This is a genomic window from Brevibacillus sp. MS2.2, from assembly GCF_013284345.1.
In the GTDB taxonomy this organism is placed as follows: domain Bacteria; phylum Bacillota; class Bacilli; order Brevibacillales; family Brevibacillaceae; genus Brevibacillus; species Brevibacillus brevis_C.
Genome location: NZ_JABSUZ010000003.1, coordinates 257,681 through 273,039, shown reverse-complemented (window position 1 = coordinate 273,039; position 15,359 = coordinate 257,681). Strand labels below are relative to the sequence as shown.

12 protein-coding genes are annotated in these 15,359 nt (G+C 48.5%); 10 read left to right on the top strand and 2 right to left on the bottom strand.

What is annotated here, in order from left to right; translation table 11 throughout:
- Nucleotides 1-69: 69 nt before the first annotated feature.
- The 6 genes from HP568_RS04265 (at nt 70) to HP568_RS04240 (ending at nt 8,082) form a co-directional block, all read left to right on the top strand.
- On the top strand, nt 70-1,119 hold the full coding sequence (locus HP568_RS04265) for a Gfo/Idh/MocA family protein (RefSeq protein ID WP_173628423.1): 1,050 nt from the start codon (nt 70-72) through the stop codon (nt 1,117-1,119).
- Nucleotides 1,120-1,160: 41 nt separating this feature from the next.
- Nucleotides 1,161-1,364 carry a hypothetical protein gene (locus tag HP568_RS04260; RefSeq protein WP_026043127.1) on the top strand — a complete coding sequence of 68 codons (204 nt, stop codon included), beginning with the start codon at nt 1,161-1,163 and terminating at the stop codon, nt 1,362-1,364.
- Between the two features lie 130 nt (nt 1,365-1,494).
- Nucleotides 1,495-1,962, top strand: coding sequence for a MarR family transcriptional regulator (locus HP568_RS04255; protein WP_173628422.1), 468 nt, complete (start codon nt 1,495-1,497; stop codon nt 1,960-1,962).
- A gap of 85 nt (nt 1,963-2,047) precedes the next feature.
- A complete protein-coding gene (locus HP568_RS04250) occupies nt 2,048-3,232 on the top strand; it encodes an MFS transporter (protein WP_173628421.1) in 1,185 nt (394 codons plus the stop codon).
- A gap of 79 nt (nt 3,233-3,311) precedes the next feature.
- Nucleotides 3,312-5,714: an AAA family ATPase gene (locus tag HP568_RS04245; RefSeq protein WP_173628420.1), complete on the top strand. Its 2,403-nt coding sequence runs from the start codon at nt 3,312-3,314 to the stop codon at nt 5,712-5,714.
- Nucleotides 5,715-5,808: 94 nt separating this feature from the next.
- On the top strand, nt 5,809-8,082 hold the full coding sequence (locus tag HP568_RS04240; protein ID WP_173628419.1) for a S8 family serine peptidase: 2,274 nt from the start codon (nt 5,809-5,811) through the stop codon (nt 8,080-8,082).
- A gap of 50 nt (nt 8,083-8,132) precedes the next feature.
- Here the strand turns inward: HP568_RS04240 and HP568_RS04235 are convergent, their stop codons facing one another.
- A complete protein-coding gene (locus HP568_RS04235; RefSeq protein ID WP_173628418.1) occupies nt 8,133-9,770 on the bottom strand; it encodes a PucR family transcriptional regulator in 1,638 nt (545 codons plus the stop codon).
- Nucleotides 9,771-9,902: 132 nt separating this feature from the next.
- On the opposite strand from HP568_RS04235, the gene HP568_RS04230 reads away from it, so the two are divergent.
- On the top strand, nt 9,903-11,411 hold the full coding sequence (locus tag HP568_RS04230; protein WP_173628417.1) for a CoA-acylating methylmalonate-semialdehyde dehydrogenase: 1,509 nt from the start codon (nt 9,903-9,905) through the stop codon (nt 11,409-11,411).
- Nucleotides 11,412-11,442: 31 nt separating this feature from the next.
- Nucleotides 11,443-12,807, top strand: a complete 1,365-nt coding sequence (locus HP568_RS04225) for an aspartate aminotransferase family protein (RefSeq protein ID WP_048033289.1) — start codon at nt 11,443-11,445, stop codon at nt 12,805-12,807.
- 83 nt (nt 12,808-12,890) lie between these two features.
- Here the strand turns inward: HP568_RS04225 and HP568_RS04220 are convergent, their stop codons facing one another.
- Entirely contained in the window at nt 12,891-13,214 is a 324-nt protein-coding gene (locus tag HP568_RS04220; protein ID WP_056488064.1) for a MazG nucleotide pyrophosphohydrolase domain-containing protein, read from the bottom strand.
- A 93-nt stretch (nt 13,215-13,307) separates the two neighbouring features.
- On the opposite strand from HP568_RS04220, the gene HP568_RS04215 reads away from it, so the two are divergent.
- Nucleotides 13,308-13,889, top strand: coding sequence for an LOG family protein (locus HP568_RS04215; protein WP_048033287.1), 582 nt, complete (start codon nt 13,308-13,310; stop codon nt 13,887-13,889).
- A 167-nt stretch (nt 13,890-14,056) separates the two neighbouring features.
- On the top strand, nt 14,057-15,358 hold the full coding sequence (locus tag HP568_RS04210; protein ID WP_173628416.1) for a hypothetical protein: 1,302 nt from the start codon (nt 14,057-14,059) through the stop codon (nt 15,356-15,358).
- Nucleotide 15,359 lies beyond the last annotated feature (1 nt).

The window sequence follows — 15,359 nt, the reverse complement described above, 5'->3', positions numbered from 1 at the left end:
AACTTCATAGAGTGAATGACATTACGACAGGTGAGTCTGTAGAGTGTTCAACACAAAGGAGGAGCAATCATGAGCATAAAAGTAGGCATTATTGGCTGCGGGTCCATTGCAAACGAACGGCATGCGCCAGAGTATCACCATCATCCAAATGTCGAGCTTTTCCTTGTGTTTGACCCGAATCCAGATCGTGCGCAGAAGCTGGTTGCAAAGTATGGGGGCACGGTAGCGGCTAGCTGGCGAGAGGTTGTTCATCATCCTGAGATTCAAGCAATCAGCGACTGCTCGACGAACGAAATGCACCATATCATCACGACTGAGGCACTATTGGCTGGCAAACATGTCTTGTGTGAAAAGCCAATCGCGACGACGAGCGAAGGTGCAGAGGTTATGCTTGCGGCTGCCGAGGCTACGGGTGCGATTCTTATGATCGATCACAATCAGCGGCTGGTTATCGCCCATCAAAAAGCGCGTCAGATCATTGATTCAGGTGAGCTAGGGCGCATCTTATCCTTTAAAACAAGCTTCGGACATAAAGGGCCTGAGCATTGGAGTATCAACAAAACAAACGCCACATGGTTTTTTAAAAAGAATCGTTCTGCACTCGGTGTTGCCGGAGACTTGGGCATCCATAAAGTAGATCTGCTACGTTATTTGCTTCAGGATGAAATCGTGCAGGTCAGTGCCTTAACAGCTATTTTGGACAAAAAAGACGAGGAAGGCCTACCAATCGAGGTATGCGATCATATGGTTTGCCTTTTACGAACAAAATCGGGTGCGGTGGGGACGGCTTCCTTTAGCTGGAGCTACTACGGTGAGGAGGACAACAGTACGATTCTGTACGGCGAGCGTGGAGTCATGAAGATTTTTGCTGATCCAGAAAAGGATATTGAGGTTATAACAGCTACGGGGGAAAGAAGAGTAGAGCGAACAGGAGCGATACAGACAAACGATCATCAGACAAATAGTGGGGTAATCGATGCCTTTGTAGACGCGATCCAAAATCAAACAACGCCAATCGTCACAGGAAAAGATGGGCTTATCGCTCTTTTGATTATCGAAGCTGCCATGGAGTCAGCTGCAACGGGAAAAACGATTTCTTTGCAACAAAATATTGGATGATTGCCATGTTGCTTGGTCACACTAAGGTAGGAGGTGTAACCATGGAACGAACCATTCAGGTCAATGGTGAGGATTATCATTTCGAGTCAACGTATGATGGGGATTCACAGTATAACGTACAAGTACGATGCGGCAAGAAAGTGGTATCGAGTTTCAAAATCTCGGCTGGATCGGAAAGTGAAGTGTTTGAGGCTGCTCGTGCTCATTTCAGTGCGGACAAGGAATTGGGCAATCTAAATGGATAGAGACTGGGCTCGGAACGCAGCTTGCGAATGCAGGGCTGCGGTTTTTTCTTGTGCAAAAGGAAATCTCATGGTAAGGTTATTTTGTTTCCGTGGAAACAAATATCGAAATAGATGAGGAGCTGATGCTGCATTGGACGCTAAGAAGAAGCTTTGGAATCGATGGATCACCTTTCTACATAAACAGGAGGAGCGCAGCAAACTACGTGAAGAAATGCTATTGCGCCAGATCAGAATCAGCGTACCTGATTACGATAAAGTTGGAAGGTTATCCGTAACAGAGCTCCACGTCCTTCAAGAGGTAGGGAGGAAGGATCGAGTCAATGTTACGACAATTGCTCAGCATATTGGGGTAACAAAGAGTGCGATATCCAAAATAACAGTCAAACTTTTGAAGAAAGGATTACTCGAGCGCTATCAGCTCGAAGACAATCAGAAGGAAGTTTTTTTCAGGCTGACATCAGTAGGAGAAATGGTAAACGAGATTCACGAACACTACCATCAACGCCTGGAGAATGACGTATACCGATTCTTGGATAGATATACCCCCGCTGAATTGGCATTTTTGGATGAGGTCATAAGAGAAGCAACAGAAGATTAGGGGAAACATACAATTGGTGTTCATTATTTTTTTGTGAAAATTGTTTCCAAGGACACAATATTAACGAGATAAGAGGAGAGCAACCATGAATCCAAGAAAAGTACTGTACCTACTTGGGATAACGCTTATGCTGGGTATGTTCGCGCAAAATTTGTTCATGCCTATTTTACCAGCCATGCAAAAAGAGTTTCAGACGAGTGTAACCATGATCAACTGGACCGTTTCAATCTTTACCGTCATGCTGGCGATTATGCAAATCATCTACGGACCATTTATCGATCGGTTCGGCCGAAAGCGTGTCATGGTACCTGCCCTGATTCTATATACGATCGCGTCAATTGGATGTTATCTGGTCGATTCTATTTATGGGCTATTATTTTTCCGGGCTTTACAAGGGGCAGGGTTTGCTGCCATTCCGATCGTAGCCGCAACGATCATTGGAGACCTATTTACAGGAATCCAACGTGCATCTGCGATGGGGACTTATCAGATGCTGCTTGCGCTCAGTCCTGCACTTGGTCCACTGTTAGGTGGCTGGATTGGCGGCATCGGCGGACATTCTGCGGTCTTTTTGTTTTTGGCGATCTGCGCAGTCTTTCTCGTCGGCATCAATGCTGCACTGTTACCCGAAACGAAAAAGAATCAAGCTACATCATCAGGCGGTTTTACACTAGGGTCTTTCCGTTATATTTTGCTCCACCCAGTCGGTGCGTCTGTCATTTTAATCGGTTTTAGTCAAATGTACGCCTATTATTGCTTCCTGCTGTTTCTTCCTGTCCAATTGACGAACCAATACGCAGTCTCCGTTGAAATAATCGGATTGGTTTTCTTGCTCGTGTCAGTCGTCTTTATTATCAGTAGCAAGCTGTCTGCTGTATTGCAGAATCGATGGGGAGCACGTAAAACATTACTGGTGACGACCGGTTCAAATGCTTTGGCGATGCTTCTTTTTATGACTGCGGCTGATGTTTCTTTTCTCCTGCTTGTGGTAACAAGTACGCTGTTTGCCTTAACCTTGGGTGTAGGTATGCCTGCACATACGATTTTGCTATCCGAAGTATTTGAAGCGGAGCGTGCAACGTCCATTGGTGTGTACAATTTCATCCGCTATACGGGGATGGCTGCAGGTCCGGTTGTAGGCGCGATGCTGTTAGAATGGGGAGGGGTCTGGCTTGAATTTGGTATGGCTGGTATCCTCATTGCTTTGGCGACCTTGTTCACACGTCAAATGGTGAAAAGAACCGCAGCGAACATCCAAGGGGAGTTCTAATCTTCGGACAGACTTTTCATGTTCGGCTAAATATGCTACAACAGGGATGAAACAATGGAGCGGGAGGAGCAATCAAAAGATGCAGCATCAAGAAGAACGGGACCCGAGGGTACTGATTGCAGGTTTTAGTGAAAATCCGTCCAGTATCCAGTCACTATCCGAAGGCGAATGCCTGACATTCCTGCAAATGCTCGAACAGCATCGTCAAGAACATCCAGGCGAAGAGCTTGATTTGATGGAAGCGATGGTGTTGACGCGGATGTCTGCTTTGCGGATGCACAAAACAGGAGGCCATACACTTGCAACTGAATGGGTAGATCGTGCGCTTCAACTAGCCCCTGATTATCGCTATGCTGGAGAGATTAAGCTCGAGCTGTACTTTTCACAGTTGCGATCCCATGCCTTTCTCACTGAATTCAAGTCCGTGCGTGAAACGGATAACGTCGTCATGCGCAGGAGAACAGTTGAAGTGCTGGAAGAGCAGGCAACCAATGAGTTGGCTGAAATCACGAAGTGGAGCTCTCTCGCTGAAGAGACACTACAGGCAGCGCAAAAGTGGAACGATTCGGAGGCGGAAGCTACGGCTGCTGCCCTCGTGCTGTTATACACGGAACGACAAAATTTATTAGTACAATTGCAAGAACGTGTTCAAGCATATGGAGCGTCTTTATCCGGGGTCTTTTACTCCAGTGAAATGCTCGTCCAATTGCAAGAGACGATTCGCGCTTTAATGAACCAGCAAGAACAGAAGGAAAAGCTCCTGCCGCAAAGGAACGAAAGGGTAGAAGATCGCGAAAAAGCGCCTCAACAAGATTTGAGTGCTTTAGAGCAATTGGAGCGGTTGATCGGCCTGGACGAGATCAAACATCGGGTTCGGCAGTTGGCCCAATTTCTGAAGTATCGCCAGCTTCGCGAAGAAAAGGGCTGGCATATGAAAGACCAGCTCCCCCTTCATCTCGTGCTGATGGGGAACCCAGGCACAGGGAAGACGACTTTGGCTCGCTTAATCGCCAAGCTGTATCAGGAGCTCGGGTTGTTGGCAAAAGGACAGCTCATCGAGGTGGATCGTTCGCAATTGGTCGGCGCTTACGTGGGACAGACAGAGCAGCGCGTCATGGAAGCGATCAAGCAGGCAGACGGTGGAGTTCTGTTTATCGATGAAGCATACAGCTTGAAGCGCCCAGATAGCTCCGGTAGTGATTACGGACAAGTGGCGATTGACACGCTTGTATCCGCTATGACGAGTGGCGAGCTTGCAGGACGCTTTGTTGTGATGCTTGCGGGCTATCCGGAAGAAATGCGTCATTTTTTGTACGCCAACCCTGGGCTGAATAGCCGTTTTCCAGAGACGGGCCACTTTTTACTGCCGGACTATCAAGCGGACGAACTGGTGCATATCGCAGAAGAAGTAGCCGTACGGAACGATTTTACGCTGACAGAGGCGGCAAAAGTTACGCTGCGTCAGCGCATTGAAAAAGCGCAAGTAGACGAGACGTTTGGTAATGCACGGGCAGTTACAAATATCGTGCTCGATGCGATCTTTGCCAAAGGACGCCAGACAGACGGTAAGGAACTGAAATGGGATGACTTTACGATACTGAAACCAGAGGATGTCCGTGTCTTTGATCCGCCGCAAAAAGAAAGCAATGCAGAAGCTCGACTGCAAGCCTTGATTGGTCTTGCTCAAGTGAAAACAGAGCTGAAAAAAATCGCGGCGTATGTGTCCGTCCAGCAAGAACGCGCAGCAAGAGGTCTGCCGAAAAGTCCGATTGAGCTGCATGCCGTCTTTACTGGAAATCCAGGCACAGGGAAGACGACGGTTGCGCAGTTGTATGCACAGATTTTGCAAGAAATCGGCTATTTGAAACGCGGTCATCTTGTTACGGCGAGTAGAGCCGATTTGGTAGCGGGGTATGTCGGTCAGACCGCAGCGCTTACACGCAGAAAAGTTCGAGAAGCATTGGGCGGCGTCTTGTTTATCGATGAGGCGTATTCGCTGCTCGGCGGGGGAGAACGGGATTTTGGGCAGGAAGCCGTTGACACACTCGTAGAAGAGATGACCAAACACGAAGAAAATCTGGTCGTGGTCCTCGCAGGCTACCCACTCGAAATGAATTCTTTATTGATGAGCAACCCCGGACTCTTGTCACGGTTTAAAAAATATATTGCGTTCGCCGACTATACCGTGAAGGAACTCGTGCACATACTTGAACAGGCTGCATGTGACGTAGGGTATGCCATTGAGAAGAATGTGCTGGAAATGATCTCACAGTCTTTGGATAAAGCAGTCAGTGATCATCGATTGAATGGCAATGGCCGTTTTAGCCATAACCTATTGCAAGAGGCGATCCAAAACCAGGCCGTGCGACTGATGGATATTCCGAAGCAGGAATGGAATCAGGAAATGCTGATGCAGTTGGCATGGGCCGATTTTCAACCCCTATTACAGTGGACGGTAGAAGAGGATGGGACAAAAAATTAGTTTTTGTCCCGTGTCTATGCCTTCTTACTCTTTTGAGAATTCACCCTTTCTCTTATAATGGATAGAAATGGATTCATAATGCCATGGGGGAAGGGTGTTTGCTTTGCGAAAAAAATGGCAGGCAGCTTTATGCACGACACTTGTTCTGACGCTTTCACTGGAGGGCATTCCGGCGGATGCCAAGCAAGAGGGAGAGCGTCGGGGCAATATCCAGATCGAAGCGGATAAAGGTCTTGCACTGGACAAGCTTACGTCTAAAAAGAGAGAGTCTGAGCTCGTCGTTATTCAGTTAACCGGTCCTGTTCGTGAGGAGTGGAAAGAAGAACTGGAAGATATCGGCGTCACGCTTGGTGATTACATACCAGATTATGCATTCATCGCGAAAGTCGAAGATGAACAGGTAAGAAGGGGAGTCGAGGAGCTTTCCTTTGTCGAAGATGTTATGGCCTTTACTCCGAAGTCCAAGGTATCGTCCGAGCTTCGCTTTGAAGGAGGAAACAGAGAGCGGGTCGAGGTTGCCGTCATCGGTTTCAACCAACGGGTGGATATGTATCGAGCGATGACGGAAATGACGGAGGATCAAGATATACGAGACATTCAATCGCCAGAGGATGCTCCGCATATATCAATCGCGAAGATGGATCAGGAAACGATTGAACAAGTGATCGAATCAGATGATGTCATTGCAGTTGTCCCCGTGCCAGAAAACAAGCTGCGCAATGATGTGGCAGCTACCATCATTCATGCGGACAAGCTGGCCTCGACAGGGTACACAGGCAAGGGACAAATTGTTGGCGTAGCCGATACCGGACTTGATACAGGGAAGCTTCAAGCGATGCATCCAGATTTTAAAGGCCAGATTGAGAAGCTCATTTCTCTTGGGCGACCGAATGATGCAAGTGATGTTCACGGTCATGGTACACATGTAGCCGGTTCCATTGTGGGCACAGGAGAAGCATCAGATGGACAGTATAAAGGAACAGCACCGGGAGCGAAGCTCGTTTTTCATTCCATCGAGACCGCAAAAGGGAAGCTCAACACGGATGTCGAGACCATTTTGCAGGAAGCATACGAAGAGGGAGCCCGCATTCACTCCAATTCATGGGGGACGAATGATAAGGGAGCGTACAGCCTATCATCGCTTCTGTTTGATCGCTTTTTATGGGAGCATCCAGATATGACGGTGCTTATTGCGGCTGGAAATGATGGCGAGAAAGGCTATAAAACGGTTGGGAGCCCAGCCACTGCTAAAAACGTTATCGCCGTTGGCGCTACGGAAAATGTTCGACCCAACTTGGGGAAGAGCTCTGATAAAGCGGACGACGTGTGGGTATCGAGCAGTCGCGGCTTAACGGACGAGGGACGTTTGAAGCCTGATATTGTCGCGCCTGGTACAGCGATCTTGTCTACGCGCTCTTCACTGGCACCGAGCAAAAATTTCTATAAGCGTTTCAATGAGCATTACGCATATATGAACGGGACGAGCATGGCTACGCCGATTTTAGCGGGCGGTGTGGCACAAATCCGGGAATTTTTGCAGGAAGAAGGGGAAAAAAATCCGAGTGGTGCATTAGTAAAAGCCATGCTGTTGACGAGTGCAGACAACTTGGATGAAGACATGCGAGAGCAAGGCTTCGGACGAGCCAATCTGGAGCATGCGATTGAAACGGACTACAAGGACGAGAAGGATGGCATTCGCACGCGTGAAAAAGTCACGTATAAGGTCAAGGTCTCGGATGATTCCAAGCCTTTGGCAATTACGCTTGCGTGGACAGATTATCCCGCTGCCATTGTCGCAAAGCGTGCGCTCGTCAACGACTTGAATCTGAAGGTGACGACACCAAGTGGAGAAAAGCTGAACGGCAACGACTTTTTTGAGGCCCCGTACAACGACGAAGTGGACAACCTCAACAACGTCGAGCAGGTATGGATTACCGAGCCGGAAGAGGGAACCTATACCGTGACGGTCGAAGGCTATAACATCCCGAAAGGACCTCAGCCGTATGCGCTAGCGACAACGGGAAAATGGCAAAAGGCCGATGACGAGGAAGAGGAAAAGCCGCCAGTTGTAGACAAAGAACCTGCGCGAACAGGGAAACTGACGAAGAAGCAGAAAAGCATGGAGTATTTGATCCGTGTTAATGAACCTGGTGATTTGGAATTGTCCGTAGAGTGGGAAGAGGATGCCAATATTGATTTGTACGTGTATAACAGTCGTTCACAAGAGCTTGCTGCTGCAACAAGCACCGACAATCCGGAACAACTAACGGTGAATCTTGAAAAATCCGGTCTGTACAATATTCGCGTTGTGTTGACGGATGGAAAAGAAGCGAAGTATCGCCTATATATGAAAAAGCCAGGAAAATAAATAACAGACACAACCTTCATCTTTTGATCGGATGAAAGGTTGTGTCTTTTTTACTGATGCTGCTCTTCTTTGCTTAACCAGTCCCGCGCTCGCAGGGCGATTTCCAGACAAATCCTGTTTTGCGTTGCCGTGTAATCCTCACCGAGAATTTCTTCGATTTTTTCCAAGCGATGATAGAGCGTTTGACGATGAATGAACAGTTTTTCCGCTGCCTCCTGCTTAGACAGGCTAACATCAAAATAGACACGCAGCGTGTGTACGAGCGAGGAGCCGTGTGCTTGGTCATGGGCTAACAGTGGGCCGAGGTAATCGCTTATAAAGGTCTTTAGCACTGGCTCACTAGGTACGTGGAACAGGAGTCGGAACAATCCGAGATCAGCGAAAAACGGACTGGATGATTCCTGATAAAAAGCCAGGGCCTGTTCCGCCTCTGCGAGGTGTCGTCCAGCGTCAGACAACCGTTTCCCGGCTCGACTGATGCCCATCCAGAGTTGAACATCCGCCCCTAGCATTTGTGTCATGATTCTTTTGACATCACGAAAGGCTTTTTCCAGGGTACGACGGGAATCTGCAAGCGGACGCTGCTCGATCAGTAAAAAGTAAAAGCGATGGCCCTTGCAACGTATGAAAGGACGAAAGTGATGACGAGTCAATAGGGAACGGAAGATAGCCGTCAGATCGTGCGGCGGAAGGGAATCCTCGGCCAAGTTCTTCGGCTTCTCAAACGATAAAATAATCATGTGATAGGCCGAGGCTTTACCGCTGCCCGTGATACCGAGCAAGGAACGCATTTGTTCCTCCGGTATGGTGCGGTTGGCAATCAAATCATCAAACAGCCGGTTTTCGGTAGCAAGTGCCTGTTCCTCCACAAACATTTTTCGCATTAAAATTTGAGCCATCGCGCTGACTGTATTGTCTAAGGTTAGGAGCAAATACTCATCCGGACTTCGTTCATACAAGACAATACCGACATAAGCGAGCACGTGACCCATCGCCATCACTGGTTGATAAGCAAGCTGCCTGGTCGCAGAGAGAGAAAGGAAGCGGACGCCAGCTTCACTACTATCCAATTCGGAAAAATGAGACCGCATCAAATCGCTCATCTCCACTGCAACATCATGCGGTACCACCGGGGCAAATTGTGTGGAGCCATCTGGTGCGTAATAGAAGACCTGCATCTGAACCGCCACCTGAAAATGCTGTAATAGCTTGGGGACGCCAGCTGCCTGCAGGCTGAGCTGTTGCAAACTGCGAGAGTATGCTTCGAGATTGCGAAGCGCTTGCATCTGCGCATGGATCAAATGCTCGTGCAAATCTTGCGTGATGTCCACAAAGCGCACAGGCTGATGAAAGACGAGCAACGGAAACTGGTGGTGGTTCGCCAACTCAAGCATATCCTCAGGGATGGAGGGGATGTAACGTCCCAGCTCTATGCACAGTCCAACTGCTTTTCGCCGAATGAGCTCTGATAAATATGCAAGTCGCTTTTCCTTTTCTTCTCCAAATCCTAGCCCGGTTGATAGGATCAGCTCGCCGCCATTTAAAAACTGTCCCGTATCGGCAGTCTCCAAGACGTGAACCCAGCGAACAGGAAGGGACAGCCCGCGATGACCCGCCACCACTTGGGCATGTTGAAACAATGGTCGCTTGATGATTTCTGTAAGGGTCAGACGCAAATCGTTACTCATTAGGTTCACCTCTTCCGTTTACACTCTGTATGATTAACCCTACGTAATGCGTTACGCTTTGTCTAGTGCTGACAGGTATTATTTTTGGATAAAATGGAATTGTCAATCAATTGAACGTGAGGAGTTGAAGGGATGAACACAGCTATCGTTGGAAATCCGTTGAAAAACTACATCGGGGGGCAGTGGGTAGATTCACTGACAACACGTTTTGAGGATGTACCCAATCCGGCAACAGGAGAATTGTTATCGCGTGTGCCACTGTCAACGAAAGAAGATGTGGACAAGGCTGTTGCTGCCGCGAAGGAAGCGTATGTGAGCTGGAGTGCTACCCCTGTCGTGGATCGTGCGCGCATTATGTTTCGTTTTCATAGTCTTCTCCTCAAGCACGAGGACGAACTTGCCCGGATGATCACCATGGAGAACGGCAAAAATCTGCCTGAGGCACAGGCTGAGTTATTGCGTGGGCTGGAAATGGTAGAGTTCGCTTGTGGGATGCCAACACTAATGATGGGAGAAACATTGCCCAATATCGCAAACAGCATCGACAGTCAGGTGATCCGTTTTCCGCTGGGGGTAGTGGGCGGGATTACTCCCTTTAACTTCCCGGTGATGGTTCCGATGTGGATGTACCCGATTGCAATTACCGCAGGAAATACGTTTGTCCTGAAGCCCTCGGAGCGTACGCCGCTGTCTTCAATTCGGATTGCTGAACTACTCAAGGAAGCAGGGCTGCCAGACGGTGTATTTAACGTCGTAAACGGAGCGCATGATGTCGTCAATGGTCTGTTGGAGCATCCGGATGTAAAAGCGATATCATTCGTCGGCTCGCAGCCAGTTGCGGAATATGTGTACAAGACAGCGGCGGCGAACGGAAAGCGTGTGCAAGCACTGGCTGGCGCGAAAAATCACCATTTGGTCATGCCTGATACGGATTTGAAGCGCGCGGCAAAAACAATCACGAGCTCAGCATTCGGCTGTGCAGGAGAGCGGTGTATGGCAGCCAGCGCTGTCGTAGCTGTTGAAGAGATTGCCGATGAGCTGATCGGGCATCTGATCGAGGAAGCCAGTGCTCTTGCGATGGGGAATGGTTTGGAGGAGGGCATCGATCTCGGGCCAGTCATCCGTGATTCTCACTTGTCCAAAGTCCATGACTATATCGAAAAAGGTGTCGCGTCTGGTGCCGCGTTGGTTCGCGATGGTCGCGAGGACGCGAAAAAGCTGCCGGATGGATACTTCCTCGGGCCTACGATTTTTGACAAGGCAGATGCCGAGATGGTCATTGTTCGCGACGAGATTTTTGCGCCTGTTCTGAGTGTCATGCGTGTAAAAGACTTTGAAGAGGGCTTGGAGACGATCAGCCGCTCGCGTTTTGGCAATGGGGCGACCATCTATACGAACAACGGAAAATGGGGAAGAGAATTCGTTCAGCAGGTGGAAGCGGGAATGGTCGGTGTCAATGTAGGGGTGCCTGCTCCGATGGGCTTCTTTGCATTCTCAGGCTGGAAGCAGTCCTTTTACGGTGATTTGCATGCAAATGGAAAAGATGGCGTTCTCTTTTTCACGAAGAAAAAAACGGTCACATCCAGATGGTTCGAAGATGGCGATACCAGCATTGGCTCGCAAAAAGTTTTTGTTAAGTAACCTCTAACGAAAAAATAAGGAGGATTGCGCGATGGAGCAAGGACAAGTAACGAAAGATTTTGATAAAGAGCGCTTGCTGGATGCCGACCGTTCGCATATGTGGCACCATATGTCCCCCTACAACCCCAATCCGATGATCGTAACGGAAGCGAGCGGATCGTGGATCACCGATATCGACGGGAACCGATATCTGGATGGGATGTCTGGCTTGTGGTGCGTCAACGTTGGCTATGGTCGACAGGAGCTAGCAGACGCCGCTTATGAGCAGTTGAAGCAATTGGCTTATTTTCCACTCACACAAAGCCATGTACCCGCTATTCGTCTATCCGAGAAGATTAGCGAATGGCTTGGGGAGGAGTATCGCGTTTTCTTTTCTAACAGTGGCTCGGAAGCGAACGAGGTCGCATTCAAGATTGCCCGTCAATATCATCACCAGAACGGGGAGTCGGGCCGTTACAAATTCATTTCGCGACATCGGGCTTACCACGGAAATACGATGGGGGCTCTCGCTGCAACTGGTCAATCTATACGCAAGGAAAAATACGAGCCATTAGCGCCTGGCTTCCTTCATGTACCGCCGCCTTACTGTTATCGCTGTCCGGCTGGAAAAACATACGGCAAATGTAATCTGGAGTGCGCCCAATATTACGATCAAGTGATCAATTGGGAAGGTGAAAAGACAGTAGCAGCGGTCATCATGGAGCCGACCATTACAGGGGGAGGCGTTCTTGTTCCTTCGCCGGAATACATGCCAAAAGTGCGGGAAATCTGCGATAAGTACGGTGTGTTGATGATCGTAGACGAGGTCATCTGCGGATTCGGTCGCTCCGGTCAAAAGTTCGGCCACCAAAACTTCGGAATCAAGCCAGACATCGTGACTATGGCCAAAGGGATTACAAGCGCCTACCTGCCACTTTCTGCAACGGCTGTGCGGGCAGAAATTGCAGACAAATTTAATGAGCAGGGGAATAATCTGCATTTTCGTCATGTCAATACGTTCGGCGGCAATCCGGCGGCATGCGCGCTTGCCCTGAAAAATCTCGAAATTTTAGAAGAGGAAAAACTGGTGGAGAGAGCGGAGGAACTCGGTGCAGAATTGCGTGCCAAGCTGGCGTTTCTCGCAGATCATCCTTACGTTGGAGACATTCGCAGCTTCGGCTTCCTGATGGGGATCGAGATGGTTGAGGATCGCAAAACAAAGGAACCAGCGGCGCCAGCGAAATTAACACAGGTGATTGCTGAGTGCAAGAAGCGTGGGCTAATCATCGGACGCAATGGCGACACCATTCCAAGCTTCAACAATGTACTGACACTGTCGCCACCGTTTACCACGACGAGCGATGATATCGATTTTATTGCGCAGGTAATGAGGGAAGCCTTTGATACGTTGGAGTAGGGGTAGCTTGGACGAAAAGACGAATAGATGAAAGCAGCGGCAGACTAGGAGATGCGAAAAACCTAGAATGCCGCTGTATGTATTCAACGATGGAGCTGATAGCGCTTTTGCAGCTTTGCTCGATGTGCTTCCAATATCTCCTCAAAAGGAACCTCGTATTGGTTTGCCAGTAAGATTAAATTCCCGAGTACATCGCCCAGCTCTTCCACCAGCTCCTGCCGAGCTTCCTCTGCAGGCTTTTCCCCTTCATCAGGACGATCTCGACCAATTTCAATGGCGCGTACAGCTCTTGCCAGTTCGCCAGCTTCTTCCATCAGAAATCCTACACGAATAAACGGACCATACCCAGTCCATCCACGCTCTTGATAAAAATCTCCAACCCATTTTTGAAACTCAGTTATATTCACATATATCTGTCCCTTCCTGATTTTAGTATAATTATATTACACGCAAAGAAATTCAGGGAAACATTCTACTTCAACAAGTTTTGGGAGGATGACATGAAACGTATTTGTGTTTATGCAGGTTCCAATCCGGGTGTCAATCCACTTTTTGAGCGGTACGCACAGGAGTTGGGAAAAGAATTGGTCGCTCGTGGTCTTGAATTAGTCTATGGTGGTTCTAGCATGGGACTGATGGGACGTGTTGCAAATGCAGTACTGGAAGGCGATGGCAAAGCGATCGGCGTCATGCCTACGGGACTGTTCCGCGGAGAAATCGTACATAAAGGGCTGACAGAATTGCATGAGGTCCTGACGATGCACGAGCGCAAAGCGAAAATGATCGATCTGTCTGATGGCTTCATTGCTTTGCCAGGAGGATTGGGTACCTTTGAAGAAATTTTTGAAGTGGTGAGCTGGGGTCAAATTGGCATTCACCAAAAGCCAATCGGACTGTTGAACGTGGACGGCTACTATACTCCGTTGATGCAAATGGTGGCGCATGCGACTGAAGCTGGATTTATTCCCGCTATGCAGGGCGAATTGATTCTGTGCGAGAGTGATCCCGCTATTTTGCTAGATCGGATGCGCGATTACACACCACCGGTGAAAGTAAACAAATGGTCAGAGCTGGATAAATAAGAACGAGTGAAAAAATAACCCGAAGCCTCCATTTGTGCGAGGAATTTGGGTTATTCTAGTTATTGACAGGATGAGTGCAGGAGTGCTAATGTAGTTGATTATATACCTAGTAAACATATAGGAATAATGTTAATATGATTCGTCTTCATACGTCAGGAGGATTCTTCATGAACAGATCAGCGAAATGGCTACAACTCTCCGCTTCGGCTGCCGTACTCTCAGCGGCACTCGTTTTTCCAACTGCTGTAGGTGCAACAACGAAAACCACGGTAGAAGCACACACAGAGTGGAGCAGCTTTTTGCAGCAGCAATACGGTGTGAAATTTGACAAGAAGGTAACTCGAGAGCAATTTGAGAAAGCATTGCTCAAGATTGTATCTACTACCACAAGTATATCGGAAAAAGACTTGTCAGCCAAAACATTCTTGCCTGCATCCAAAGATGCCTCCAAGCTGGTTGTATGGGAAGCGGTTAGCGCTGCCGCAAAAGCTGCTGAGTTAAAAGAGCTCGGGTATACATATAGCGAGGAAAAAGTAGCGGCTGCCTTGAAAAAAGCAGGGATTTCGTACAAAAAAGGCGGGGCGCTTACCTTGCAGGCTGCACAAGAGCTGGCTGTGGCTATTGACACGGGGCTTGTGTCCGCCAACGCCTTGAAGTCAGCTTCTGTAGAAGGAGCAGTATCCGCAGAGCTTGCGAGTCAATTGCTAGCCAAAGTAGCAGAGTTCCATGGCTCTGCCAAAAACTATCTGGGCACAATCGCCGATGAAGAGATTTTTGGCAAGCTTGCACAGGCGTGGAACGAATCGCAAATCATTAAAGCCGGTGAATTGCAAGAGCTCGTAGACAAAGGCTTGAAGCAAAACCTGATTACTGGCTACAATCTGAAGGATGCCGCATTCGATCCTCATTTTGATCCACAGCGCACGATTACGTATGGGCATAGTGATATCGCCCACGCCATTCAATTAATCGGCCTGTTAAAAAGTGAAGGCGTCCATGCCAAGGTTCAATTTGAACCGAAAACATCTGCCTTCATTTACTTGAAGGAATGGGGAGAGCCTGTTCAAACAGCCGATTATCAGGTGGTTCAGATTGAAAACGGCAACTACATTGCGTATGCCAAGGAGTACGATCTCAGCCTGGAATTCGACAGTGTGGAAGAGAAAGAGAAGTTCCAGCCGATCGTTTTGAAATATGCCAAACGGGATCAAGAGGACATGACCGGATTGCTCAAGGCTTCTTGGTGGCAGCCGCTGTATCATTCCCGCACGGAGCTGGCAGATTATGCTGTCATTACGAACAACGTGCTAAAAGATGGCCGTTATGTCGTGCAGTCTTTCTCTCTGAATGGAGAATCACCAAAAGTCGTGGAAGGCTTCCAAAAGCTGAATGACAAAGTAAAGGTAGAGACGTACAAATTTTGGGTGGATCAGCCGTTCTTCAATTATCTCAACGGCGAATCGAAGTAAA